24 protein-coding genes are annotated in these 24,573 nt (G+C 60.4%); 19 read left to right on the top strand and 5 right to left on the bottom strand.

Going from position 1 to position 24,573, the window contains the following annotated elements; genetic code table 11:
- Positions 1-285 precede the first annotated feature (285 nt).
- From fldA to ybfF, 3 genes are all read right to left on the bottom strand, one after another.
- The gene (gene fldA, locus MC269_RS13110; protein WP_081136329.1) at positions 286-816 is read right to left on the bottom strand and encodes a flavodoxin FldA; all 531 of its coding nucleotides are present in this window, start codon (positions 814-816) and stop codon (positions 286-288) included.
- 135 nt (positions 817-951) lie between these two features.
- Positions 952-1,227 (bottom strand): LexA regulated protein, encoded by a 276-nt coding sequence (ybfE, locus tag MC269_RS13105; RefSeq protein ID WP_081136327.1) that lies wholly within the window; start codon positions 1,225-1,227, stop codon positions 952-954.
- Positions 1,228-1,381: 154 nt separating this feature from the next.
- The gene (gene ybfF, locus MC269_RS13100; RefSeq protein ID WP_239952680.1) at positions 1,382-2,146 is read right to left on the bottom strand and encodes an esterase; all 765 of its coding nucleotides are present in this window, start codon (positions 2,144-2,146) and stop codon (positions 1,382-1,384) included.
- A 251-nt stretch (positions 2,147-2,397) separates the two neighbouring features.
- Here ybfF and seqA point away from each other — a divergent pair, with 251 nt between their 5' ends.
- Together seqA and pgm are read left to right on the top strand one after the other, a co-directional pair.
- Entirely contained in the window at positions 2,398-2,949 is a 552-nt protein-coding gene (gene seqA, locus MC269_RS13095) for a replication initiation negative regulator SeqA (RefSeq protein ID WP_081136323.1), read from the top strand.
- A gap of 25 nt (positions 2,950-2,974) precedes the next feature.
- Positions 2,975-4,615, top strand: a complete 1,641-nt coding sequence (gene pgm, locus MC269_RS13090) for a phosphoglucomutase (alpha-D-glucose-1,6-bisphosphate-dependent) (protein ID WP_081136321.1) — start codon at positions 2,975-2,977, stop codon at positions 4,613-4,615.
- 101 nt (positions 4,616-4,716) lie between these two features.
- Here the strand turns inward: pgm and kdpE are convergent, their stop codons facing one another.
- Complete coding sequence (gene kdpE, locus MC269_RS13085; RefSeq protein WP_239952679.1) at positions 4,717-5,391, bottom strand: two-component system response regulator KdpE; 675 nt, start codon at positions 5,389-5,391, stop codon at positions 4,717-4,719.
- 234 nt (positions 5,392-5,625) lie between these two features.
- Between kdpE and MC269_RS13080 the strand changes: the two genes are divergently transcribed.
- The 11 genes from MC269_RS13080 to nei all read left to right on the top strand — a co-directional run bounded on the left by MC269_RS13080 (position 5,626) and on the right by nei (position 14,829).
- On the top strand, positions 5,626-5,826 hold the full coding sequence (locus tag MC269_RS13080) for a DUF2517 family protein (RefSeq protein ID WP_239952678.1): 201 nt from the start codon (positions 5,626-5,628) through the stop codon (positions 5,824-5,826).
- Between the two features lie 161 nt (positions 5,827-5,987).
- A complete protein-coding gene (locus MC269_RS13075) occupies positions 5,988-6,944 on the top strand; it encodes a 2-thiouracil desulfurase family protein (protein ID WP_081136317.1) in 957 nt (318 codons plus the stop codon).
- Position 6,945: 1 nt separating this feature from the next.
- Complete coding sequence (gene phrB, locus MC269_RS13070) at positions 6,946-8,373, top strand: deoxyribodipyrimidine photo-lyase (protein WP_239952677.1); 1,428 nt, start codon at positions 6,946-6,948, stop codon at positions 8,371-8,373.
- Positions 8,374-8,390: 17 nt separating this feature from the next.
- A complete protein-coding gene (locus MC269_RS13065) occupies positions 8,391-9,134 on the top strand; it encodes a type 2 GTP cyclohydrolase I (RefSeq protein WP_239952676.1) in 744 nt (247 codons plus the stop codon).
- Between the two features lie 134 nt (positions 9,135-9,268).
- Complete coding sequence (gene pxpB, locus MC269_RS13060; protein WP_239952675.1) at positions 9,269-9,925, top strand: 5-oxoprolinase subunit PxpB; 657 nt, start codon at positions 9,269-9,271, stop codon at positions 9,923-9,925.
- A complete protein-coding gene (pxpC, locus tag MC269_RS13055) occupies positions 9,919-10,851 on the top strand; it encodes a 5-oxoprolinase subunit PxpC (protein WP_239952674.1) in 933 nt (310 codons plus the stop codon). The genes pxpB and pxpC overlap by 7 nt, the downstream gene beginning before the upstream one ends.
- Positions 10,841-11,578: a 5-oxoprolinase subunit PxpA gene (gene pxpA, locus MC269_RS13050; RefSeq protein ID WP_239952673.1), complete on the top strand. Its 738-nt coding sequence runs from the start codon at positions 10,841-10,843 to the stop codon at positions 11,576-11,578. The genes pxpC and pxpA overlap by 11 nt, the downstream gene beginning before the upstream one ends.
- Positions 11,579-11,630: 52 nt before the next feature.
- Positions 11,631-12,359, top strand: coding sequence for a DUF969 domain-containing protein (locus tag MC269_RS13045; protein WP_239952672.1), 729 nt, complete (start codon positions 11,631-11,633; stop codon positions 12,357-12,359).
- Positions 12,359-13,375 (top strand): DUF979 domain-containing protein, encoded by a 1,017-nt coding sequence (locus MC269_RS13040; RefSeq protein WP_081136297.1) that lies wholly within the window; start codon positions 12,359-12,361, stop codon positions 13,373-13,375. Before MC269_RS13045 ends, MC269_RS13040 begins: the two co-directional genes overlap by 1 nt.
- 7 nt (positions 13,376-13,382) lie before the next feature.
- Positions 13,383-14,030 carry a pyroglutamyl-peptidase I gene (gene pcp / locus MC269_RS13035; RefSeq protein ID WP_239952671.1) on the top strand — a complete coding sequence of 216 codons (648 nt, stop codon included), beginning with the start codon at positions 13,383-13,385 and terminating at the stop codon, positions 14,028-14,030.
- Between the two features lie 10 nt (positions 14,031-14,040).
- Positions 14,041-14,829: an endonuclease VIII gene (gene nei, locus MC269_RS13030; RefSeq protein ID WP_239952670.1), complete on the top strand. Its 789-nt coding sequence runs from the start codon at positions 14,041-14,043 to the stop codon at positions 14,827-14,829.
- Positions 14,830-15,174: 345 nt separating this feature from the next.
- On the opposite strand, the gene MC269_RS13025 is transcribed toward nei, so the two are convergent.
- Entirely contained in the window at positions 15,175-16,458 is a 1,284-nt protein-coding gene (locus MC269_RS13025; RefSeq protein WP_239952669.1) for a citrate synthase, read from the bottom strand.
- Positions 16,459-17,091: 633 nt separating this feature from the next.
- Here MC269_RS13025 and sdhC point away from each other — a divergent pair.
- From sdhC to odhB, 6 genes are all read left to right on the top strand, one after another.
- Positions 17,092-17,481 (top strand): succinate dehydrogenase cytochrome b556 subunit, encoded by a 390-nt coding sequence (gene sdhC / locus MC269_RS13020; RefSeq protein ID WP_081136285.1) that lies wholly within the window; start codon positions 17,092-17,094, stop codon positions 17,479-17,481.
- Positions 17,475-17,822 carry a succinate dehydrogenase membrane anchor subunit gene (gene sdhD, locus MC269_RS13015; protein WP_081136283.1) on the top strand — a complete coding sequence of 116 codons (348 nt, stop codon included), beginning with the start codon at positions 17,475-17,477 and terminating at the stop codon, positions 17,820-17,822. The genes sdhC and sdhD overlap by 7 nt, the downstream gene beginning before the upstream one ends.
- Positions 17,823-19,589 carry a succinate dehydrogenase flavoprotein subunit gene (gene sdhA / locus MC269_RS13010; protein ID WP_081136280.1) on the top strand — a complete coding sequence of 589 codons (1,767 nt, stop codon included), beginning with the start codon at positions 17,823-17,825 and terminating at the stop codon, positions 19,587-19,589.
- 14 nt (positions 19,590-19,603) lie between these two features.
- Positions 19,604-20,320, top strand: a complete 717-nt coding sequence (locus MC269_RS13005) for a succinate dehydrogenase iron-sulfur subunit (protein ID WP_081136277.1) — start codon at positions 19,604-19,606, stop codon at positions 20,318-20,320.
- Between the two features lie 203 nt (positions 20,321-20,523).
- Positions 20,524-23,331: a 2-oxoglutarate dehydrogenase E1 component gene (sucA, locus tag MC269_RS13000; protein ID WP_239952668.1), complete on the top strand. Its 2,808-nt coding sequence runs from the start codon at positions 20,524-20,526 to the stop codon at positions 23,329-23,331.
- Between the two features lie 16 nt (positions 23,332-23,347).
- A complete protein-coding gene (odhB, locus tag MC269_RS12995) occupies positions 23,348-24,568 on the top strand; it encodes a 2-oxoglutarate dehydrogenase complex dihydrolipoyllysine-residue succinyltransferase (RefSeq protein ID WP_239952667.1) in 1,221 nt (406 codons plus the stop codon).
- Positions 24,569-24,573: the final 5 nt, after the last annotated feature.

Raw genomic sequence — 24,573 nt, 5'->3', positions numbered from 1 at the left:
CTCATTTGCGTCTCATTATAGAGGCGAAGCATTGAAATGAAAACCGAGGGAAACGCCTGAAATCAACACGGGCTGTAAGGAAATGCGTAACGGCGCCGGGCGGAGAAATGCAGGAGGTTCGTTATCATCTCGCTAACTTCCTGACCTCGCGGAAGAAATAAGCAGATAACCGATGTGGGTATTGTACAGAAACAGCGGTAAAAGTTAAAAATCTGTAGCTATTATTTCTATAGGAAAAACCTTTAACTCAATGTGAGCCAGCGCCCACATTGAGTATGTGGGTAATCAGGCTTCGATGATCGCCTGCAGCTGCAGCTCGTCATAGATCTGTTTTACCCAGGCGTCGACGCGCTGGCTGGTCAGCTCTGGCTGACGATCTTCATCGATGGCCAGGCCGAGGAAATGCTTGTCGTCCGCCAGGCCTTTAGAGGCTTCGAAGTGGTAGCCTTCGGTCGGCCAGTGACCGACGATTACCGCGCCGTTTGGCTCGATAATGTCGCGAATGGTGCCCATCGCGTCGCAGAAATATTCCGCGTAGTCTTCCTGGTCGCCGCAGCCGAAAAGCGCCACCAGCTTGCCGTTGAAGTCGATCTCCTCCAGCGTCGGGAAGAAATCGTCCCAGTCGCACTGCGCTTCGCCGTAATACCAGGTGGGAATGCCCAGCAGCAGGATGTCGAACGCTTCCAGATCTTCTTTCGTGCTTTTGGCAATGTCATGCACTTCCGCAACGTCTTTGCCCAGTTGTTTCTGGATCATTTTTGCAATGTTTTCGGTGTTGCCGGTATCGCTGCCGAAGAAGATGCCTACGATTGCCATGGGATCAATAACCTCTTAAATCCTGATAATGAGATGCATGCGCAGAGCGCACAATTAAGCGAATGATAGCAGAGCGGGCAACGGGGCGGAACTTGAAAAGGCGCGCCATTTGCTTCTGCGTGCGCTTTGCGCGGTTCAGTCCAGTTTGAGTTGCGCCAGCAGCATCTGTTCAATCAGTTCGCTGCGGCTGATATTGCGTTGCTCGGCCAGGGTGTTCAGCGCATCCACGGCTTCGCCGCTCATTTTGAGTTCGACACGGCGCAGCCCGCGCACTTTGTCGCGTTTTAGTTGATTGCGCTTATTGATGCGCAGCTGTTCATCACGCGAGAGCGGACTGGTTTTCGGTCGACCGGGACGACGCTCGTTTGCGAACAGATCCAGCGTGGTGCGGTCAGTGTGTTCTTTTGCCATGGCTTAGTAAAACTAGAGGCGCGAACAGGCGCGTTGATGACGATACAGGTGATTGCCGCGGCGAAAAACCGGCTGCGGCAAAATTTAGCGCGCCATCATACTCCAGCAGAAGTGATGACGCCAATGCAAAACCGCGAACGGCAAGCTTTTGCTTTTAAAGCGCAAAAAAGCGGCGAACGCTGCGCAATACCGCATCAGGTTTCTCGGCGTGCACCCAGTGTCCGGCGCCGCTGATAACGTAAGCGCTGGCGGCGGGAAACTGGCGCAGCAGCGCGTCACGGTACTGATTGTCGAGATAGGGCGACTCCCCGCCGCGAATAAACAGCGCCGGATGCGGCCAGGCCGGCACCGCTTCCCAGCCTGATAGTGTAGCGTAGTTTTCCCACAGCGCGGGCACGTTGAAGCGCCACTCGCCCTCCTGGAACGACTTGAGGATAAACTGAATCACGCCCTCTTCCTTTATATGGGCGCGCATCACCTGCGCGGCCTCGCTGCGCAGACGCACGCCCGCGTCGCTCACGGCGCGGATGGCGGCGAAGATCTCGTCATGGCGGCGCGTCTGATAGTCCACCGGCGCGATGTCGATCATTACCAGCCGTTCCAGGCGCTGCGGCGCCAGCGCGCTCATCGCCATGGCGATTTTTCCGCCCATGGAGTGGCCGATGACCGCGACGCGATCGATATGGTGCGCGTCCAGCGTGTCGAGCATATCCTGCGCCATGGCGCGATAGCTCATCTCATCGGCGCGCGGCGAGAGGCCGTGATTGCGCACGTCGACCTGAATCAGCGGCCCCGCATCCTTTAAGCCGCGCGCCAGCACGCCCAGGTTGTCCAGGCTGCCGAACAGGCCGTGAATAAGCAGGATGGGAAGGGAATCCGCAACAGATTGGTCAGTTTGCAAACGAGCATTTAAAATCATGGCAAAGTTCTTAAGATGGGGACCTCGGCTTAGGTTATCATGCTTTCACCTTTCCGGGCGCGCCGACAGGGCAGGCTTTAGGGCATATTCCGACTTTTGCCGTCAGAGCGTGCGAATGCTATCAGGCCGTCTGGATTTAACTTTATAATCCTTGTGTTAGAACCCGCCCGCTCAGCGACCGTCCGGCGTTTGCCGACGGCGATTTCCAGGCTGGCATGGTTCTGTCATAAGTCGAAACCGTACGGAAAAAGATGAAAACGATCGAAGTTGACGAAGACCTCTACCGCTATATCGCCAGCCACACGCAACATATCGGCGAGAGCGCCTCTGACATTTTACGGCGGATGCTAAAATTTAACGCCGGTCAAAGCGCGCCTGCGGCGGCCCCGCCGTTAGCCTCAGGTGATGCGGCGCAGAAGGCGATCCAGCCGGTGCGGGCGGAAAACCGTCCACAGGATCGCGTACGCGCCGTGCGTGAGCTGCTGCTGTCCGACGAATACGCCGAACAGAAGAAAGCGGTCAATCGCTTTATGATGATTCTGTCAACGCTCTATCGTCTTGATCCTTCAGCATTTGCTGAAGCCACTGCGTCGCTGCAGGGCCGTACTCGCGTCTATTTCGCGGGCGACGAGCAAACGCTGTTGCAAAATGGCACCCATACTAAGCCGAAGCACGTTCCCGGCACGCCGTACTGGGTGATCACCAATACCAATACCGGCCGTAAATGCAGCATGGTGGAACACATCATGGTCTCGATGCAGTTCCCGCAGGAGCTGGCAGAGAAAGTTTGCGGCACCATTTAAACTGAAGCGTCAGGGAGAAGCGCCAATGGCCAGTCACCCCCGTGCCGGGCAACCCGCCCAGCAGAGCGATTTGATTAACGTTGCACAGTTAACGTCACAGTATTATGTCCTGCAGCCCGACGTGGCGAACCCGGACCATGCGGTGAAATTCGGCACATCCGGCCATCGCGGCAGCGCAGGACGTCAAAGCTTTAACGAGCACCATATTCTGGCGATTGCGCAGGCGATTGCGGAAGAGCGCAAGAAAAACGGCATTACCGGACCTTGCTACGTCGGCAAAGATACGCACGCGCTCTCTGAGCCGGCGATCCTGTCGGTGCTGGAAGTGCTGGCTGCCAACGGCGTCGATGTCATTGTTCAGCAGGACAACGGCTATACGCCGACACCCGCTATCTCCAACGCCATCCTCGAGCATAACAAGCAGGGCGGGGCGCAGGCGGACGGCATTGTGATCACGCCGTCGCACAACCCGCCGGAAGATGGCGGCATCAAGTACAACCCGCCGAACGGCGGCCCGGCCGACACCAACGTCACCAAAGTGGTAGAAGATCGCGCCAATCAGCTGATCAAAGCGGGTCTGCAAGAGGTGAAACGCCTGCCGCTGGATCAGGCGTGGGCGAGCGGCCGCATCGTCGAAAAAGATCTGATCCAGCCGTACGTCGAAGGGCTGGCGCAGGTGATCGACTTCGCCGCTATCCAGAAAGCGGGCCTGAAGCTCGGCGTCGATCCGCTGGGCGGCTCCGGCATGGAATACTGGAAGCGCATCGCCGAGCACTACAATCTCGACCTGACCATCGTTAACGACGCCATCGACCAGACCTTCCGCTTTATGCATCTGGACAAAGATGGCGTGGTGCGCATGGACTGCTCGTCCGAGTGCGCTATGGCGGGTCTGCTGGCCTATAAAGACAAGTTCGACCTGGCGTTCGGCAACGACCCAGATTATGACCGTCACGGCATCGTGACGCCGTCAGGCCTGATGAACCCGAACCACTATCTGGCCGTTGCCATTAACTACCTGTTCCAGCATCGTCCGCAGTGGGGCAAAGAGGTCGCCGTCGGCAAAACGCTGGTGTCCAGCGCGATGATCGACCGCGTGGTCAACGACATCGGCCGTAAGCTGGTGGAAGTGCCGGTGGGCTTTAAGTGGTTCGTTGACGGCCTGTTCGACGGCAGCTTCGGCTTCGGCGGCGAAGAGAGCGCGGGCGCCTCTTTCCTGCGCTTCGACGGCTCTGCCTGGTCCACTGACAAAGACGGCATCATTCTCTGCCTGCTGGCGGCGGAAATCACCGCGGTCACCGGCAAGAACCCGCAGCAGCACTACGACGAGCTGGCTGAGCGCTTTGGCGCGCCGAGCTATAACCGTCTGCAGGCGCCAGCCACCTCAGCGCAGAAAGCGGCGCTGTCGAAGCTGTCACCGGAGATGGTCAGCGCTGACACGCTGGCGGGCGATCCGATCACCGCGCGTCTGACGGCGGCGCCGGGCAACGGTGCGTCCATCGGCGGTCTGAAGGTGATGACGGAAAACGGCTGGTTCGCCGCGCGTCCGTCAGGCACCGAAGACGCCTACAAAATCTACTGCGAGAGCTTCCTGGGTGCGGAACACCGCGCGCAGATCGAGAAAGAAGCGGTAGAGATTGTCAGCGAAGTGCTGAAAAACGCCTGATAACGTACTGGGCCGAGCGGGCGGCGATGCCGCGCGCGACGGTCCATGCCATCCGCGTCTGCACGATGACACAAGCATCAAGCGCCCATCGGGCGCTTTTTTTATGGCATAAAGCGGTAGCCGATGCCGGTTTCGGTCAGCAGATGCTTTGGCTGCGCCGGATCCGCCTCCAGCTTCTGGCGCAGATGCGCCATATAGATGCGCAGATAGTGGCTATGCTCTACCGCGTTCGGCCCCCAGACCTGGCTTAACAGCTGACGCTGGGTCAGCACCTTGCCGATATTATTCAGCAGCAGCGCCAGCAGACGAAACTCAATCGGCGTCAGGTGCACTTCATCTGCGCCGCGCATCACGCGCCGCGCCGCCAGATCGACGCTGACGTCGGCGAAGCGGATCACCGGCTCCGGCTGCTGGCCGGGATGACGGCGCAGCGCCACGCGCACGCGCGCCAGCAGCTCGCCGATGCCGAAAGGCTTAGTCAGATAATCATCCGCGCCAGCGTCGAGCGCGTCGATCTTATCCTGCTCATCCACGCGCGCTGACAGCACAATCACCGGCACGGCGCTCCACTGACGCACCTCACGAATAAAATCGCGTCCGTCGCCGTCGGGCAATCCCAGATCGAGGATCACCAGATCGGGCTTGCGCGTCGCCGCCTCAATCAGACCGCGCTGCAGCGTATCGGCGTCGAACACCTTCAGCGCTTCGCCCTCCAGCGCGAGGCGCACAAAGCGCCGAATCTCTTTCTCATCTTCAACGATTAAAACGGTGGCCACGCAGCGTTGCTCCATGCCGGAAAAATTGCCGCTACTGTAGCAGCAAAAGCAGGGGCTGCGTATGGATCATAAGATGATCATGCGTTTAACCATTCTGTAACTTCCTTTCACTATTCTTTGATCTAAGGGGGTTAAAGTGCAAAATAGTGGTCGGATGAGTAGCAAAATTACACAGGGCAGCGTAATATCTGAGCGAGATCACATTTCATCACGCTGCTGTAGAGGAGGCCACTGATGTACCAGAAATATCCTTTGTATAAAATCTTGCTGCGTCGCGCGCTGGTTGTCCTGCTGGGCGTCGGCGCGCTGCCGGTAATGCTGTTTCGCCAGGATCGCGCGCGTTTTTACAGTTACCTGCACCGCATGTGGTGCAAAACCAGCGCCAAGCCGGTCTGGCTGGCGCAAACCGAAGCCGCAGGCGGCCTGTTCTGGTAACCGGCTGGCGTCCTGAAACAAAGCCCGATGTTGCTATCGGGCTTTGTTGTTTTTGAAGCGGCATCACAGAGAAAAGCCCCTCCAGCACCGGGTTGAGGCTGTTATTCATCCGATTTTCAGCTACACTTAAACCTCTACAAGATTTCGGAGGTTGTACAAGTATGAGCGTAAAAATTCCGCTGGGTATCAGTGCCTGCCTGCTGGGAGAACAAGTGCGTTTTGACGGCGGCCACAAACGGCTGGCGTTCGCCGTCAACGAGCTTGCGCCCTTTGTACGTTTTGAACCCGTCTGCCCCGAAATGGCGATAGGCCTGCCGACGCCGCGTCCGGCGCTGCGCCTGGTGAAGCAGAGCGATGAAGCGATCCACCTCTGCTTCAGCAAAGAGGGCGGCAAGGAGATGACCGATCAGATGCGCGACTGGTCAGCCGAGCGGGTTAAATCGCTGCATCACCTGTGCGGCTATATTCTGTGCGCCAAGTCGCCCAGCTGCGGCATGGAGCGCGTGCGCGTCTACGAGCCGGACACCAACAACAACCGCAAAGCGGGGATGGGGTTATTTGCCGAGAAGCTCAAGGCGGAGATGCCCTGGCTGCCGATGGAAGAGGATGGCCGTCTGCACGATCCGGTGCTGCGCGAAAATTTTGTCGGCCGCATCTGCGCGCTGCACGAGTTTAATCAGATGTGGCAACGTGGCCTGACGCGCGCGCAGCTGATCGCCTTCCACAGCCGCTACAAGCTGCTGATGCTGGCGCATTCGCAGGAAAAATATCGCGAGCTGGGTCCGTTCGTCGCCTCAATGAGCCAGTGGGATTCGCTGGAAGCCTTTGCCTTTGAATATCGCAACCGCATGATGGCGCTGCTGTCGCAGCCGGCGTCGCGGCGCAACCACACCAACGTGCTGATGCATGCGCAGGGCTATTTCCGTCGTCAGCTCAGCTCGCCGCAGCGTCAGGAGCTGGCGGAGCTGATCGATCGCTACCGCTGCGGCGTGCAGCCGCTGCTGGCGCCGATCACCATGCTGAAGCACTACATGTCGCAGTATCCGCACCCCTGGCTGACGCAGCAGCGCTACTTTGATCCCTACCCGGAGGCGCTGCGCCTGCGCTACGGCCAGTAAGATGCGCACGCACCTGGTCTGGCTGCGCAATGACCTGCGCGTCAACGATAATCTGGCGCTCAATGCCGCCTGCCGCGATGCCGAGGCAAAGGTCATTGCGCTCTATATCGCCACGCCTGGGCAGTGGCGCCAGCACGACATGGCACCAAAACAGGCGGCCTTTATTTATGACAGCCTGCTGGAACTGCAGCAGGCGCTGGCCGATCGCGGCATCGAGCTGGTGACGCAGGCGTGCGACGATTTCGCCGCGTCGCTGGATATCCTCAGCGCCTTCTGCGAACAGCAGCAGGTCGACGCATTGTTCTACAACTACCAGTATGAGCTGAACGAGCGCCAGCGCGACGCCGAGGCGGAAAAACGCCTCGATAAAGCGGGCGTAGTCTGTCAGGGCTTTGACGACAGCCTGCTGCTGCCGCCGGGCAGCGTACAGACCGGCGACGGCAAGATGTACAAGGTCTACACCCCGTTCAGCAAAGCCTTTGTGCGCCGGCTGCAGCTCGCTATGCCGGCGTGCGTCGCCGCGCCGAAAGCGCGCAGCGGCGGGGCGCTTAAGTCGCCCGACGCGCCACAGCGCTTTGACTACCCGATAGAAGAGTATGATCGCGAGCGCTTCCCGCCGGGCGAAAGCGCGGCGCTGCAGCGCCTGCGCCACTTCGCCCAGCAGCCGATATGCGACTACCATCAGCAGCGCGATACCCCTTCCGTTGACGGCACCAGCCGCCTGTCGGTCTATCTCGCCACCGGCGTGCTGTCGCCGCGCCAGTGCCTGCATCGGGTGCTTAAAGAGCATCCGCGCGCGCTGGAGGAGAGCACGCTGTTTAGCTGGCTTAACGAACTGATCTGGCGCGAATTTTATCGCCATCTGATGGTGGCCTGGCCGGCGCTTTGTCGCCATCAGCCCTTTGTCGGCTGGACGCGCCGCGTAGACTGGCAGCGCAACGAGACGCACTTCGCCGCTTGGCAAGCGGGTAAAACCGGCTATCCCATTGTGGATGCGGCGATGCGACAGATGAACGCGCTGGGCTGGATGCACAACCGGCTGCGCATGATCACCGCCAGCTTTCTTGTCAAAGATCTGCTGATCGACTGGCACGAAGGCGAGCGCTACTTTATGCAAAAGCTGATCGACGGCGACCTGGCGGCGAACAACGGCGGCTGGCAGTGGGCGGCCTCGACCGGCGTCGATCCGGTGCCGTACTTCCGTATTTTCAATCCCACCATTCAGGGCGAACGGTTCGACAAGCAGGGCGCTTTTATTCGCCAGTGGCTGCCGGAGCTGAAAGAAGTGCCAGACAGCGACATCCATCAGCCGCAGCGCTGGGCGGAAAAAAACCACAAGAAACTCGATTATCCCGCGCCAATCGTGGAACATAAGCAGGCACGTAAAAAGACATTAGACGCCTTTGAGCGCGCGAAAAACGCAGCCTGAGGCGGCACGGAGCCGTTATGAATCACTACGAACTTGAAAATATCGTCAACCAGCAGCTTAACAGCAGCGCCTTTAGCGACTATGCGCCAAACGGCCTGCAGGTTGAGGGACGCGCCGAGATAAAAACCCTGATCACCGGCGTCACCGCCAGCCAGGCGCTGGTGGATGAGGCCGTGGCGCGCAACGCCGATGCGATCCTGGTGCATCACGGCTACTTCTGGAAAAGCGAGCCGGCGGTGATCACAGGCATGAAGCGCAACCGCCTGCGCGCGCTGCTGGCGAATGACATCAACCTCTATGGCTGGCATCTGCCGCTCGACGCGCACCCGCAGCTGGGCAACAACGCGCAGCTGGCGAAGCTGCTGGATATCGAGGTGAAAGGGGAAGTGCAGCCGCTGGTGTTCTGGGGCGAGCTGGCGACGCCGCTGAGCGGCGAGGCGCTGGCGCAGCGCATTGAACAGCGCCTGGGACGCACGCCGCTGCACTGCGGCGACCACGCCCCGGCGCAGATCCGTCGCGTCGCCTGGTGCAGCGGCGGCGGTCAGGGCTTTATCGACAGCGCGGCCGCGTTCGGCGTTGACGCCTACATCACCGGCGAAGTCTCAGAGCAGACCATCCACAGCGCGCGCGAGCAGGGCATTCACTTCTTCGCCGCCGGCCATCACGCCACCGAGCGCGGCGGCATTAAAGCGCTGGGCGAGTGGCTGGCCGAGCAGCACGGCCTCGACGTCACCTTTATCGATATTCCCAATCCCGCCTGATCGATCTCCCTCTTTGCGCCCTTCCGGGCGCAAATCTGTTGACACTTTTCTGCCACTTTCGCATAACTATTCGCTTTGTTCTGATAATCAGCAGCCGCAGCGCGCGTAGCGCAGCGGGAAAAGGGAGGTGGGATTTGCAACGAGCACGATGTTATCTGCTTGGCGAACAGGCGGTGGTGCTGGAGCTTGAACCACCGGTATCGCTGCAAAGCCAGCAGCGTATCTGGGGGCTGGCGCAGCGCCTGCAGCAGCATGAGCAGGTGGCGGAAGTCATTCCCGGCATGAACAACGTTACGCTGCTGCTGCGCGATCCGCAGCAGAGTCCGCTGGACGCGATTGAGCGACTGCAGCGCTGGTGGGAAGAGAGCGAGGCGCAGGAGATGGCGTCGCGCCTGGTGGAGATCCCGGTGGTGTATGGCAAAGAGGCGGGACCGGATCTGCAGGTGGTGGCCGAACACGCTGGCCTGACGCCGCAGCAGGTGGTTGAGCTGCACAGCAGCGTCGACTATGTGGTTTACTTCATCGGCTTTCAGCCGGGATTCCCCTATCTTGGCGGGCTCGACAGCCGCCTCCACACGCCGCGTCGCGCCGAGCCGCGCCTCAGCGTGCCGGCAGGCTCCGTCGGCATCGGCGGCAGCCAGACCGGCATCTACCCGCTCGCTACGCCCGGCGGCTGGCAGCTGCTGGGCCACACGCCCGTCGCGCTGTTCGATCCGCGCCAGCAGCCGCCGACGCTGCTGCGTCCCGGCGACAGTGTGCGTTTCGTGCCACAAAAGGAGGGCGTATGTTGAGGATATTACGCGCCGGCCTGGCGACCACTTTACAGGACAGCGGCCGCACCGGCTGGCGGCAGTTCGGCGTCAGCGTTGGCGGCGTGCTCGATCGGCCGGCGATGCGCACCGCTAACCTGCTGGTGGGCAACGATCCCGACAGCGCGGTGCTGGAGATCGTGCTGGGCCAGTTCAAGGCGGAATTTATGCGCGACGGCTGGTTCGCGCTGACCGGCGCGACCTGCGACGCCGAGCTGGACGATAAGCCGGTCTGGACCGGCTGGCGCCTGCCGGTGAAAAAAGGGCAGGTGCTTACGCTCTCTATGCCGCTGCACGGCATGCGCAGCTATCTGGCGATCCACGGCGGCTTCGACGTTGCGCCGGCGCTCGGCTCCGTCAGTACCGATCTCAAGGCGGGATTCGGCGGCTGGCAGGGACGCAAGCTGGAAGATGGCGACCGGCTGCCGCTCGGCAAGCCGACGCGCGCCTTCACCCGTAAAGCGGGCGTGCGCCAGCTGCTGTGGAGCAACCGCATCCGCGCGCTGCCGGGGCCGGAATACCATGAGTTCAGCCGCGAGGCGCAGATGGCCTTCTGGCGCACGCCCTGGATGCTGAGTCCGCAGAGCAACCGCATGGGCTACCGCCTGCAGGGGCCGGAGCTGAAGCGCGACACGCCGCGCGAGCTGCTGTCGCACGGGCTGGTGCCGGGCGTGGTGCAGGTGCCGCCGAACGGGCAGCCGATCGTGCTGATGGCCGACGCGCAGACCACCGGCGGCTATCCGCGCATCGCCTGCGTGATCGACGCCGATCTTTATCAGCTGGCGCAGATCCGTCTGGGCGAGCCAATTCACTTTATCCCGTGTTCGCTGCCGGTCGCCATGCAGGCCCGCATGCATCAGCAGCGCGCGCTGGACCACATGGCGTGGGGACTTGCTGATGAAAATTGATCTTAATGCCGACCTGGGCGAAGGCAGCGGCAGCGATCGCGCGCTGCTGCAGCTGGTCAGCTCGGCCAATATCGCCTGCGGCTTCCACGCTGGCGACGCAGAAACCATGCTGCAGTCGGTGCGCTGGGCGAAAGCCTTCGGCGTGGCGATCGGCGCGCACCCCAGCTTCCCGGATCGGGAAAACTTTGGCCGCACCGCGATGCAGCTGCCGCCGGAAACGGTCTATGCGCAGGTGATCTATCAGATCGGCGCGCTGAAAAACCTGGCGGAAAGCGAAGGCGAGCGGCTGGCGCACGTGAAGCCGCACGGCATGCTCTATAACCAGGCCGCCGCCGACGCCACGCTGGCGGACGCCATCGCCCGCGCGGTGAAGGCGGTCGACCCGCAGCTTATTCTGGTGGGGCTGGCGGGCAGCGAGTCGATTCGCGCCGCCGCCCATCACGGGCTGCGCACCCGCGAAGAGGTGTTCGCCGATCGCGGCTACCTCAGCAGCGGCGCGCTGGTGCCGCGCAGCCAGCCGGGCGCGATGATCGAAGAGGAAGATCGCGCCATTCAGCAAACCCTGACCATGGTTAAAGCGGGAAAAGTTGAAAGCATCAGCGGCGAGTGGGTCGCCGTGACGGCGCAAACCGTCTGCCTGCACGGCGACGGCGCGCACGCCTTGCTGTTCGCACAGCGCCTGCGCGAGCGCTTCGCCGCCGAGCAGATCGTTGTCACCAGCGCCTGATTTTTCTTTTTCGCCCGGCCTCGCAGCCGGGCTTTTCAACATAAGGGTCAACATGGATAACGTGATCAACCTCTGGCCGCTTCTGGGCATCGCGGCAATCGTCATCGGCTTTTTGCTGCGCTTCAATCCGGTTTTAGTGGTGATTGTTGCCGGCTTCGTCACCGGTTTTGCCGCGCTGATGCCGCTGGGCGACATTCTGGAAAAACTGGGTGCGGGCTTTCTTAATACGCGCAACCTGCCGCTGATCCTGCTGCTGCCGCTGGCGGTTATCGGCCTGCTGGAGCGGCACGGCCTGAAGGAGCGCGCGCAGGCCTGGATCGCGCAGATCAAAACCGCCACCGCTGGACGGCTGCTGATCGTCTATCTCTTTGTGCGTGAAATCACGGCGGCGCTCGGGCTGACCAGCCTCGGCGGGCATCCGCAGATGGTGCGGCCGCTGCTGGCGCCGATGGCCGAAGGCGCGACGGAAAACCGCTACGGCGAGGTGTCGCCAGAGGTGCGGCATCGTCTGCGCGCCATGTCGGCGGCGACGGACAACGTCGGGCTGTTTTTCGGCGAGGATATTTTCGTCGCCTTCGGCGCAATTATCTTTATGCATAATTTTATGCTGGAGTCGGCCAATATTCAGACCGAACCGCTGCATATCGCCGTCTGGGGTATTCCCACCGCCGTGGCGGCGTTTCTGATCCACTCGGCGCGCCTGGTGCGCCTCGACCGCAGGCTGGCGCGCGAGCTGCAAACGCTGAATCACGCCGCGCTGAACGCTAAAGGAGGCCGCTGATGTTTCAACAACAGTATCTGATGTGGCTGGCGGGCCTGATTCTGCTGGTGGTCGCCGTGCTCTCCTGGCGCGACAGCCATAATCCGCGCCGCTTCACCACCGGCCTGTTCTGGGCGCTCTACGGCCTGATTTTTCTGGTCGGCGACTGGACCACGCAGCTGATGAGCGCGCTCTTCGGCACCACAGAGCTGGGCACGCGCTATCTGCACATCGGCGTCGGCGTGCTGGTGGTGGCGATGGCGCTGATCGCTGGCTGCGGCGGCGTGCGCCTCGGACGCTACCATCAGCGCAGCGACGAGGAGAAGCAGGTGAGCGCCCGCCGCCTCGGCAACCGGCTTTTCCTGCCCGCGCTGGCGATCCCGGTGGTGACGGTGATCGGCGTGCTCGCCTTTAACCATATTCCCGGCCTGCAGGAAGCGGTATTCGGTGCAGGCAACCATGCAACGCTGGTGACGCTCTTCTCGATGATGATCGGCTGCCTGCTCGGCTGGCTGATCGCCCTGAAGCTTACGCATGAGAAGCCGGTGCAGTCGATGCAGGAGACGCGGCGTCTGCTGGATGCCATCGGCTGGGCCTTTATCCTGCCGCAAATTCTTGCCACGCTCGGCCTGCTGTTCACCAGCGCCGGCGTCGGCAGCGCCATTTCGCATCTTACCGAGAACTATCTGGCGGTGGACAACCGCTTTGTCGCCGTGACGGTCTACGCCGTCGGCATGGCGCTGCTGACCATGGTGATGGGCAACGCCTTCGCCGCGTTCCCGATTATTACCGCCGGCGTCGGCATTCCGATTCTGGTGCTGCAGCATCACGGCGATCCTGCGGTGATGGCGGCCATCGGCATGTTCTCGGGCTACTGCGGCACGCTGATGACGCCGATGGCGGCCAACTTCAACATTGTGCCCGCCGCGCTGCTGGAGCTGCCGGATCGCAACGCGGTGATCAAGGCTCAGGTGCCGACCGGTGTGCTACTGTTAATCGTTAACGTGTTTCTGCTCTATTTCCTGATGTTCCGGTGAGGTCAGTATGAAGACGGTATTAGTCACGGCGTTCGAGCCTTTCGGCGGCGAAACGATCAATCCCTCGTGGGAAGCGGTGCGCGCGCTCGAAGGCAAAACGATCGGCGGCGCGCGCATCGTGGCGCGTCAGCTGCCGGTGGTTTTTAGCGACGTGCTCGGCGTGCTCTATGCCGCCATGGATGAAGTCGAGCCCAATTTGATTCTCTCGGTCGGCCAGGCGGGCGGGCGCAGCGATATCACCGTCGAGCGCATCGGCATTAACGTCGATGACGCGCGCATCGCCGACAACGCCGGCCAGCAGCCGGTGGATGAGCCGATCGTGGCGGATGGCCCGGCGGGCTATTTCTCCACGCTGCCGATCAAGGCGATAGTGGCCGCGCTGCGTTCAGCGGGCATTCCCGCATCGGTGTCGCAAACCGCTGGCACCTTCACCTGCAACCGCGTGATGTACGGCCTGCTGCACCGGCTGCATGCGCAGGGCAATGGCGTGCGCGGCGGTTTCGTGCATATTCCCTACCTGCCGGAGCAGGCGGCGCAGCATCCCGGCGCGCCCAGTATGGCGCGCGAGAGCGTAATGCAGGCGCTGGAGATCGCCATTCGCGTCTCGCTGGAGACGGAAACGGACCTGAAAGTCGCCGGCGGCGCCACGCACTAAGAGGACCAGCATGCCTGAAGGACCGGAGATCCGCCGCGCGGCGGATCAGCTTGAAGAAGCCATTGTCGGCAAGCCGTTGACGGACGTCTGGTTTGCCTTTCCCGAACTAAAAACCTACGAGCCTGCGCTGCTGGGTGAGCAGGTCAACGCCATCGAGACGCGCGGCAAAGCGCTGCTGACGCACTTTTCCAACGGCCTGACGCTCTACAGCCATAATCAGCTGTACGGCCTCTGGCGCGTGGTGGAGAGCGGCACGGTGCCGGAAACCAAACGCCAACTGCGCGTGCGGCTGGCGGTCGCCGATCGCGCCATTCTGCTCTATAGCGCCTCGGATATTGAGCTGCTCAACGCCGAGTCGCTGGCGGCGCACCCGTTTCTCAATCGCGTCGGCCCCGACGTGCTCGACGCGCAGCTTGACGTGGCGACGGTGCGCGAGCGGCTGCTGTCGCCACGCTTTCGCCGCCGTCAGTTCAGCGGGCTGCTGCTCGATCAGGCGTTTCTGGCAGGGCTGGGCAACTATCTGCGCGTGGAGATCCTCTGGCAGGCGGGTCTGCTGGCGCAGCATCGCGCGCAGGATTTAACGGATGCGCAGCTTGACGTGCTTAGCGAGGCGCTGCTGGCGATACCGCGTCACTCCTACCGGATGCGCGGCACCATGAAGAAGTACCATCACGGCGCGGCGTTTCGCTTTGAGGTGTTTCACCGGCAGGGCAAAAAGTGCCGCCGCTGCGGTGAGATTATTCAGAAGGGAACCCTGTCGTCGCGGCCGTTTTACTGGTGTCCGGGTTGCCAGCACTGAGATAAATTAGAGCACGGTCCGCTGTCACAGACAGCTCAACTGTCAGGATGAGCGGGTAACCGGGCCCGAAGAGCAAAGCGTCCCACGGCAGGGACAAAAACGCCGGGAGCGTTTTTGAACAACGCAACGCGTTGGCCCGTTTACGGGCGCACCTCAGGGATGAGGTGCGTAATCGCGCGCGCCGAGCTGGCAAGGATGCCGTTTTTTGCGTCTTTGCGATCGGACCCGGTTACCTGCGACTGGCACCAGGCTTTCAGGCGACTGAAACCTGTTGCTCCTAATCATCACCGAACCTATAAAAAAAGCGGAGATTTCTCTCCGCTTTTTTATCGTCCAGGGCCTGAATTATTTCTTCAGCGCAGACGTAAACTCACGCTCGGTATAGCCGGTATAAAGCTGACGCGGACGCGCAATTTTCATGCCTTCGTCATGCATCTCTTTCCAGTGAGCGATCCAGCCGACGGTGCGCGCCATGGCGAAAATCACGGTGAACATTGAGGACGGAATCCCCATCGCTTTCAGAATAATGCCGGAGTAGAAATCGACGTTCGGGTAGAGTTTGCGCTCGATAAAGTAGGGGTCATTCAGCGCAATGTGCTCCAGCTCCATCGCCACTTCCAGCAGGTCATCCTTCATGCCCAGCTCGTTCAGCACTTCATGGCAGGTCTCACGCATCACGGTGGCGCGCGGGTCGTAGTTCTTGTAGACGCGGTGACCAAAGCCCATCAGGCGGAAAGAGTCGTTTTTGTCTTTCGCGCGACGCACAAATTCCGGAATATGCTCAACGGTGCTGATCTCTTCCAGCATACGCAGGGTCGCTTCGTTGGCGCCACCGTGCGCCGGTCCCCACAGCGAGGCGATGCCCGCGGCGATACAGGCGAACGGGTTAGCGCCGGACGAGCCCGCGGTGCGCACGGTAGAGGTCGAGGCGTTCTGCTCATGGTCGGCGTGCAGGATCAGAATACGGTCCATTGCGCGCTCCAGCACCGGGTTCACCTTATACTCTTCGCACGGGGTGGCGAACATCATATGCAGGAAATTGCCGGCGTAAGAGAGATCGTTGCGCGGATAAACGAAAGGCTGGCCGATAGAATATTTGTAACACATCGCCGCCATGGTCGGCATCTTCGACAGCAGACGGAACGCGGCGATTTCACGGTGACGCTCATTATTCACATCCAGCGAATCGTGGTAGAACGCCGCCAGCGCGCCGGTCACGCCGCACATCACCGCCATCGGGTGCGAGTCGCGACGGAAGCCGTGGAACAGACGGGTAATCTGCTCGTGGATCATGGTGTGGCGGGTCACTGTCTCGCGGAATTCTTCAAACTGCTGCTGCGTTGGCGCTTCGCCGTTCAGCAGGATATAGCACACTTCCAGATAGTTAGAGTGGGTCGCTAACTGGTCGATAGGAAAACCGCGATGCAGCAGAATGCCTTCATCGCCGTCGATAAAGGTGATTTTGGATTCGCAGGACGCTGTAGAGGTGAAACCCGGATCGAAGGTGAAAAGGCCACTGGAGCCCAGGGCGCGGACATCAACCACATCCTGCCCAAGCGTGCCTTTCAGCACATCCAGCTCAAGAGCCGTGTCATCTTGTAGGGTTAGCGTCACTTTTTTATCTGTCATTTTCGTCTCCATAGCGCCTTATGTAAGTATGGATCTTAGACACCTGAAAAGCGGTCATGTTGCGGTCGCCATTAACTTCACAATAACACTCTGCGGTAACAACGCGGGTGCAGGGTACAGAGTGAGAGGCGTGTCCCAGCAGGGAACGAGGCAGTCATGAAAATCTGCATATCGCGGTTGTTAAAGATCCGGTCTGGACATAACTTCCTGGTAATCAACAACCTGTTGTTTTAGGGTGCTCATAACCTGAATGTTACATAACTTGTGCTTAGGGGAAAGTGTATCCCCATAACTTTTGTGCATCACTGGGGTTTGATGCCCTAGTTTGTAACTGAATTGTTGAACTTTTGTCAAATCAGATAATTAAATTTGTATTAAATGTGAAATTCGTGAGTCGGATCACTGTTTCACCCAAATGTACCCAAAGAGATTGTAGGGTAATTGTAATAAGAATGTGATCGCCCTATACTGCCGCCAGGTCTCCGGAAACCCCCTGACACCAGGAGCCACCCAGCGTTTCTACCGCGTCAATTAACACTGGATGTTGCTGATTTGGTGACGGTTAAAGTCTGAACACACCTGTGATTCGACTCCGCCTCAGGGACCGGAGGAAGCAAAATAAAAAAGAGCTGTGTGGGCAAAACCGTGAAAAAACAAAGACCTGTCAACTTGGATCTCTCGACGATCCGGTTTCCCGTTACTGCAATATCGTCCATTCTCCACCGCGTTTCCGGCGTCATTACCTTTGTGGCTCTCGGTATCCTGCTCTGGTTGCTGGGCACATCTCTCTCTTCCCCGGAAGGTTTTCAGCACGCTGCCGCCATAATGGATAGCTTCTTCGTGAAGTTTATTCTGTGGGGCATTCTCACGGCGCTGGCATTCCACACCGTGGGCGGCATCCGTCATATGCTGATGGATTTTGGATACCTTGCTGAGACGCTGGCCATCGGCCGTCAATCCGCCTGGGTCTCCTTTGGCATTACTGTCGTGCTTTCAATCTTGGCTGGAGTTCTCGTATGGTAAGCAATGCATCCGCGTTGGGCCGTAGCGGCATTCAGGACTGGCTGCTGCTGCGTGCGTCGGCAATCCTCATCACGCTCTATATCCTTTACATCGTCGGCTTCATCGCCCTGACCGATACGCTGACCTATGATGTCTGGCGCGGCTTCTTCGCCTCGTCGTTCACCAAAGTCTTCACCCTGCTAACGCTGTTCTCGATTCTGATCCACGGCTGGATTGGAATGTGGCAGGTGCTGACCGATTACGTCAAGCATCTGGCCGTCCGCCTGATCCTGCAGATGGCGATCGTGGTCGCGCTGCTGTCGTATGCAATCTATGGAACTGTTGTGGTGTGGGGTGTGTAAATGAATTTGCCAGTCAGAGAATTTGATGCCGTGGTGATCGGCGCAGGCGGCGCAGGTATGCGCGCCGCACTGCAAATCTCCCAGTCGGGCCAGACCTGCGCCCTGCTATCAAAAGTGTTTCCGACCCGTTCCCACACCGTGTCCGCGCAGGGCGGTATCACCGTCGCGCTCGGCAACACCCATGAAGACAACTGGGAATGGCACATGTACGACACCGTCAAAGGTTCCGACTATATCGGCGACCAGGACGCGATCGAATATATGTGTAAAACCGGCCCGGAAGCGATTCTGGAGCTGGAGCATATGGGTCTGCCGTTCTCCCGTCTGGAGGATGGCCGCGTCTATCAGCGCCCGTTCGGCGGCCAGTCGAAAAACTTCGGCGGCGAGCAGGCGGCACGCACCGCGGCGGCGGCGGACCGTACCGGCCACGCGCTGCTGCACACGCTCTATCAGCAGAACCTGAAGAACAAAACCACCATCTTCTCCGAATGGTACGCGCTCGATCTGGTGAAAAACCAGGACGGCGCCATCGTCGGCTGCACCGCTATCTGCATTGAAACCGGCGAAACCGTCTACTTCAAAGCCAAAGCGACTATTCTGGCCACCGGCGGCGCAGGTCGTATCTACCAGTCCACCACCAACGCGCACATCAACACCGGTGACGGCGTCGGCATGGCGCTGCGCGCAGGCGTGCCGGTGCAGGACATGGAGATGTGGCAGTTCCACCCAACCGGCATTGCCGGCGCGGGCGTGCTGGTGACCGAAGGCTGCCGCGGCGAAGGCGGCTACCTGCTGAACAAACATGGCGAGCGCTTTATGGAGCGTTACGCGCCGAATGCCAAAGATCTGGCGGGCCGTGACGTCGTGGCGCGCTCGATGATGATCGAAATTCGCGAAGGCCGCGGCTGCGACGGCCCGTGGGGCCCGCACATCAAGCTGAAGCTCGACCACCTTGGCGCGGAGGTGCTGGAGTCGCGCCTGCCGGGCATCCTTGAGCTGTCGCGCACCTTTGCGCACGCCGATCCGGTTAAAGAGCCGATTCCGGTTATCCCGACCTGCCACTACATGATGGGCGGCATTCCGACCAAAGTGACCGGTCAGGCGCTGCGCGTTAACGCGCAGGGCGAAGATGAAGTGATCCCTGGCCTGTTCGCCGTCGGCGAAATCGCCTGTGTATCGGTGCACGGCGCCAACCGTCTCGGCGGCAACTCGCTGCTCGACCTGGTGGTGTTCGGCCGCGCGGCCGGCGTGCATCTGATGGAGTGCATCGAACAGCAGGGCCCGCTGCGCGACGCCACGCTGGAAGAGATCGACGCCGCCATGGCGCGCTTCAACCGCTGGGAAAACAACACCACCGGCGAAGACCCGGTCGAAATTCGTAAAGCGCTGCAGCGCTGCATGCAGAACAACTTCTCAGTATTCCGCGAAGGCGATGCGATGAAGCAGGGTCTGGCCGAGCTGAAACAGATTCGTGAGCGTCTGAAATCAGCCCGTCTGGATGACCGTTCACCGGACTTCAATACCCAGCGTATTGAGTGCCTGGAGCTGGATAACCTGATGGAAACGGCTTACGCCACGGCGGTCGCGGCTAACTTCCGCACCGAAAGCCGCGGCGCGCACAGTCGATTCGACTTCCCGGATCGCGATGATGAAAACTGGTTGTGCCACAGTCTCTACGTCCCCGAAACCGAGAGCATGACGCGCCGTGAGGTGAACATGCAGCCGAAACTGCGCGCGGCCTTCCCGCCGAAAGTGCGTACCTACTAATTGCGGAGACGATCATGAGACTCGAGTTTTCTATTTATCGCTACAATCCTGACGTCGACGCCGCGCCGCGCATGCAGGATTACACGCTGGAATCTGAAGACGGCCGCGACATGATGCTGCTGGACGCGCTCATCCGTCTGAAAGAGAAAGATCCGACGCTGGCGTTTCGTCGCTCCTGCCGTGAAGGCGTGTGCGGCTCCGACGGCCTCAATATGAACGGCAAAAACGGTCTGGCGTGTATCACGCCGGTCTCCGCGCTGGGCAACGGCACGAAGAAGATCGTTATCCGTCCGCTGCCGGGCCTGCCGGTGGTGCGCGACCTGGTCGTGGATATGGGGCAATTCTACGCGCAGTATGAGAAGATTAAGCCTTACCTGTTGAATAACGGAGAGAATCCGCCGGCGCGCGAGCATCTGCAGTCGCCTGCCGAGCGCGAGCATCTGGATGGTCTGTATGAGTGCATTCTCTGCGCCTGCTGCTCCACCTCGTGCCCGTCTTTCTGGTGGAACCCGGACAAGTTCGTCGGTCCGGCGGGTCTGCTGGCCGCCTATCGCTTCCTGATCGACAGCCGCGACACCGAAACTGAGGCGCGTCTCGACAACCTGAGCGACGCTTTCAGCGTTTTCCGCTGTCACAGCATCATGAACTGTGTGAGCGTCTGTCCGAAAGGACTCAACCCGACGCGCGCCATCGGCCACATCAAGTCGATGCTACTGCAACGGGGCGCGTAAAACAGTATCCGTCCGGGAACCTCAGGTTCCCGGCGTTTTACGGAAGCCTTGCTAAGCGCGGCAGCGCCACGCTTAGCAAGGTTCCCTTACGGGCAGGGCGCGTGTGAGCGCACAGGCTCGTATCGCTGAACTCACTACGGCAAACCGCGAAAGCGGCAACAAATGAAACCTCAAAAAAGCATAGTAATGCTTAAGGGATCACAATGCAGAACAGCGCGATGAAGCCCTGGCTGGACTCCTCCTGGCTGGCCGGCGCGAACCAGTCTTACATAGAGCAACTCTATGAGGAGTTCCTGACCGATCCGGACTCTGTCGATGCAGTGTGGCGCACGATGTTCCAACAGCTGCCGGGCACCGGCGTGAAACCGGAACAGTTTCACTCCACCACGCGCGAATACTTCCGTCGCCTGGCAAAAGATGCATCTCGTTACACCTCCACCGTCTCCGATCCGGCCGCCAATTCTAAGCAGGTTAAAGTCCTGCAGCTGATTAACGCCTTTCGTTTCCGCGGCCATCAGCATGCGAATCTCGACCCGCTTGGCCTGTGGAAGCAGGATCGCGTCGCCGACCTCGACCCCGCCTTTCACGATCTGACCGACGCCGATTTTCAGGAAAGCTTTAACGTAGGCTCTTTCGCCATCGGCAAAGAGACCATGAAGCTGGCTGACCTCTATGACGCGCTGCAGCAGACCTATTGCGGCTCCATTGGTGCAGAGTACATGCACATCAACAACACCGAAGAGAAGCGCTGGATCCAGCAGCGTCTGGAATCGGTGGCGGGCCGCGCAGCGTTCAGCAGCGAAGAGAAAAAAGGTTTCCTGAAAGAGCTGACCGCGGCAGAGGGGCTGGAAAAATACCTCGGCGCGAAATTCCCCGGCGCGAAACGCTTCTCGCTCGAGGGCGGCGACGCGCTGATCCCGATGCTGCGCGAAATGATCCGTCACGCCGGCAAGAGCGGCACGCGCGAAGTGGTGCTGGGTATGGCGCACCGCGGTCGCTTGAACGTGCTGATCAACGTGCTGGGCAAAAAGCCGCAGGATCTCTTCGACGAGTTCGCCGGCAAGCATAAAGATCACCTCGGCACCGGCGACGTGAAGTACCACATGGGCTTCTCGTCTGACGTCGAAACCGAAGGTGGCCTGGTGCACCTGGCGCTGGCGTTCAACCCGTCGCATCTGGAGATCGTCAGCCCGGTGGTGATGGGCTCGGTGCGCGCGCGTCTCGATCGCCTCGATTCGCCGGGCAGCAACCAGGTTCTGCCGATCACCATCCACGGCGACGCCGCGGTTATCGGCCAGGGCGTGGTGCAGGAAACCCTGAACATGTCGCAGGCGCGCGGCTACGAAGTTGGCGGCACGGTGCGCATCGTGATCAACAACCAGGTGGGCTTCACCACCTCTAACCCGCGTGACGCGCGCTCTACGCCATACTGCACCGATATCGGCAAAATGGTGCTGGCGCCGATTTTCCACGTCAACGCGGACGATCCGGAAGCGGTGGCCTTTGTCACGCGCCTGGCGCTCGACTACCGCAACACCTTCAAGCGCGACGTCTTTATCGACCTGGTTTGCTACCGTCGTCACGGCCACAACGAAGCCGACGAGCCGAGCGCGACCCAGCCGCTGATGTACCAGAAAATTAAAAAACATCCGACGCCGCGTAAGCTCTATGCCGATCGTCTGGCGGCAGAAGGCTCCGCCGGCGCGGAAGACGCCACTGAAATGGTCAACCTCTATCGCGACGCGCTGGACGCGGGCGAATGCGTGGTGCCAGAGTGGCGTCCGATGAGCCTGCACTCCTTTACCTGGTCGCCTTACCTCAACCATGAGTGGGATGAGAGCTACCCGGCGACCGTCGAGCCGAAACGTCTGCAGGAGCTGGCGCGCCGTATCAGCCAGATCCCGGAAGCGGTCGAGGTTCAGGCGCGCGTGGCGAAAATCTACAACGACCGCAAAGAGATGGCCGAAGGCAACAAGCCGTTCGACTGGGGCGGCGCGGAAAACCTGGCCTACGCCACGCTGGTGGATGAGGGCATTCCGGTGCGTCTCTCTGGCGAAGACTCCGGCCGCGGCACCTTCTTCCATCGTCATGCGGTGATCCATAACCAGGCCAACGGCTCGACCTACACGCCGCTGCACCATATTCACAACGGTCAGGGTCAGTTCAAGGTGTGGGACTCCGTGCTGTCGGAAGAGGCGGTGCTGGCGTTCGAATATGGCTACGCCACCGCCGAGCCGCGCACCCTGACCATCTGGGAAGCGCAGTTTGGCGACTTCGCCAACGGCGCGCAGGTGGTGATCGACCAGTTCATCAGCTCCGGCGAGCAGAAATGGGGCCGCATGTGTGGCCTGGTGATGCTGCTGCCGCACGGCTACGAAGGCCAGGGCCCGGAACACTCTTCGGCGCGTCTGGAGCGCTATCTGCAGCTCTGCGCCGAGCAGAATATGCAGGTGTGCGTGCCTTCCACGCCGGCGCAGGTTTACCACATGCTGCGTCGTCAGGCGCTGCGCGGGATGCGTCGTCCGCTGATCGTCATGTCGCCGAAGTCGCTGCTGCGTCATCCGCTGGCGATCTCCTCGCTGGACGAGCTGGCCAACGGCAGCTTCCAGCCGGCAATCGGCGAAGTCGACGCGCTCGATGCGCAGCAGGTGAAACGCGTGGTGCTCTGCTCCGGCAAGGTTTACTACGACCTGCTGGAACAGCGCCGCAAAAACGAGCAGACCGATGTCGCCATCGTGCGCATCGAACAGCTCTATCCGTTCCCGCACAAAGCGGTGCAGGACGCGTTAAAAGATTATGCCCATGTGCAGGATTTCGTCTGGTGTCAGGAAGAGCCGCTGAATCAGGGCGCATGGTATTGTAGCCAGCATCACTTCCGCGAAGTGGTTCCGTTTGGCGCCTCGCTGCGCTATGCGGGCCGTCCGGCTTCCGCTTCACCGGCTGTGGGCTATATGTCCGTACATCAACAACAGCAGCAAGACCTGGTTAATGACGCGCTGAACCTTGGTTAATTTAAAAGGAAAGATAATGAGTAGCGTAGATATTCTCGTTCCCGACCTGCCTGAATCCGTTGCCGATGCCACCGTGGCAACCTGGCACAAAAAACCAGGCGATGCGGTAAGCCGCGACGAAGTGCTGGTAGAGATCGAAACCGACAAAGTGGTGCTGGAAGTGCCAGCCCAGGCTGACGGCGTGCTGGAAGCCGTGCTGGAAGATGAAGGCGCGACCGTCACCTCGCGCCAGATTCTGGGCCGCCTGAAAGAGGGCAACAGCGCCGGCAAAGAGACCAGCGCCAAAGCAGACAGCAAAGAGTCGACCCCGGCGCAGCGCCAGACCGCCTCGCTGGAAGAAGAGAGCAACGATGCGCTGAGCCCGGCCATCCGTCGCCTGATTGCCGAGCACGATCTGGACGCGTCGCAGATTAAAGGCAGCGGCGTCGGCGGCCGTATCACGCGCGAAGATGTGGAAAAACATCTGGCGAACAAACCTGCCGCCGCGAAAGCCGCGCCGGCCGCCGCTGAAGCGGCGCCGCAGCAGGCCGTCGCTAACCGCAGCGAAAAACGCGTGCCGATGACCCGTCTGCGCAAGCGCGTGGCGGAGCGTCTGCTGGAAGCGAAGAACAGCACCGCGATGCTGACCACCTTCAACGAAGTGAACATGAAGCCGATCATGGATCTGCGCAAGCAGTACGGCGACTCATTTGAGAAGCGTCACGGCGTGCGTCTGGGCTTTATGTCTTTCTACCTGAAAGCGGTGGTTGAAGCGCTGAAGCGTTTCCCGGAAGTGAACGCCTCTATCGACGGCGAAGATGTGGTTTACCACAACTACTTCGACGTCAGCATCGCCGTCTCCACGCCGCGCGGCCTGGTGACCCCGGTGCTGAAAGATGTTGACGCGCTGAGCATGGCGGACATCGAGAAGAAAATCAAAGAGCTGGCGGTGAAAGGCCGCGACGGCAAGCTGACGGTCGACGAGCTGACCGGCGGCAACTTCACCATCACCAACGGCGGCGTCTTCGGCTCGCTGATGTCGACGCCGATCATCAACCCGCCGCAGAGCGCTATCCTGGGCATGCACGCCATCAAGGATCGTCCGATGGCGGTAAATGGTCAGGTGGTGGTGCTGCCGATGATGTATCTGGCGCTCTCCTACGATCACCGCCTGATCGACGGCCGCGAATCGGTCAGCTATCTGGTGGCGGTGAAAGAGCTGCTGGAAGATCCGGCGCGTCTGCTGCTGGACGTCTGATTTTC

This window comes from Pantoea sp. Z09, assembly GCF_022394795.1.
Classification (GTDB): domain Bacteria; phylum Pseudomonadota; class Gammaproteobacteria; order Enterobacterales; family Enterobacteriaceae; genus Pantoea; species Pantoea latae.
This window is presented reverse-complemented; position numbering and strand designations above follow the sequence as displayed.

Excerpts from the sequence above, each read along its gene's own strand:
- pxpC (WP_239952674.1), top strand. The coding sequence starts at position 9,919 with ATGTTGAGGATATTACGCGCCGGCCTGGCGACCACTTTACAGGACAGC.
- seqA (WP_081136323.1), top strand. The coding sequence starts at position 2,398 with ATGAAAACGATCGAAGTTGACGAAGACCTCTACCGCTATATCGCCAGC.
- ybfE (WP_081136327.1), bottom strand. The coding sequence starts at position 1,227 with ATGGCAAAAGAACACACTGACCGCACCACGCTGGATCTGTTCGCAAAC.
- sdhA (WP_081136280.1), top strand. The coding sequence starts at position 17,823 with ATGAATTTGCCAGTCAGAGAATTTGATGCCGTGGTGATCGGCGCAGGC.
- ybfF (WP_239952680.1), bottom strand. The coding sequence starts at position 2,146 with ATGATTTTAAATGCTCGTTTGCAAACTGACCAATCTGTTGCGGATTCC.
- odhB (WP_239952667.1), top strand. The coding sequence starts at position 23,348 with ATGAGTAGCGTAGATATTCTCGTTCCCGACCTGCCTGAATCCGTTGCC.
- MC269_RS13045 (WP_239952672.1), top strand. The coding sequence starts at position 11,631 with ATGGATAACGTGATCAACCTCTGGCCGCTTCTGGGCATCGCGGCAATC.
- MC269_RS13080 (WP_239952678.1), top strand. The coding sequence starts at position 5,626 with ATGTACCAGAAATATCCTTTGTATAAAATCTTGCTGCGTCGCGCGCTG.
- fldA (WP_081136329.1), bottom strand. The coding sequence starts at position 816 with ATGGCAATCGTAGGCATCTTCTTCGGCAGCGATACCGGCAACACCGAA.
- pcp (WP_239952671.1), top strand. The coding sequence starts at position 13,383 with ATGAAGACGGTATTAGTCACGGCGTTCGAGCCTTTCGGCGGCGAAACG.
- phrB (WP_239952677.1), top strand. The coding sequence starts at position 6,946 with ATGCGCACGCACCTGGTCTGGCTGCGCAATGACCTGCGCGTCAACGAT.
- MC269_RS13075 (WP_081136317.1), top strand. The coding sequence starts at position 5,988 with ATGAGCGTAAAAATTCCGCTGGGTATCAGTGCCTGCCTGCTGGGAGAA.
- pgm (WP_081136321.1), top strand. The coding sequence starts at position 2,975 with ATGGCCAGTCACCCCCGTGCCGGGCAACCCGCCCAGCAGAGCGATTTG.
- sucA (WP_239952668.1), top strand. The coding sequence starts at position 20,524 with ATGCAGAACAGCGCGATGAAGCCCTGGCTGGACTCCTCCTGGCTGGCC.
- sdhD (WP_081136283.1), top strand. The coding sequence starts at position 17,475 with ATGGTAAGCAATGCATCCGCGTTGGGCCGTAGCGGCATTCAGGACTGG.
- MC269_RS13025 (WP_239952669.1), bottom strand. The coding sequence starts at position 16,458 with ATGACAGATAAAAAAGTGACGCTAACCCTACAAGATGACACGGCTCTT.
- MC269_RS13040 (WP_081136297.1), top strand. The coding sequence starts at position 12,359 with ATGTTTCAACAACAGTATCTGATGTGGCTGGCGGGCCTGATTCTGCTG.
- nei (WP_239952670.1), top strand. The coding sequence starts at position 14,041 with ATGCCTGAAGGACCGGAGATCCGCCGCGCGGCGGATCAGCTTGAAGAA.
- MC269_RS13005 (WP_081136277.1), top strand. The coding sequence starts at position 19,604 with ATGAGACTCGAGTTTTCTATTTATCGCTACAATCCTGACGTCGACGCC.
- MC269_RS13065 (WP_239952676.1), top strand. The coding sequence starts at position 8,391 with ATGAATCACTACGAACTTGAAAATATCGTCAACCAGCAGCTTAACAGC.
- pxpA (WP_239952673.1), top strand. The coding sequence starts at position 10,841 with ATGAAAATTGATCTTAATGCCGACCTGGGCGAAGGCAGCGGCAGCGAT.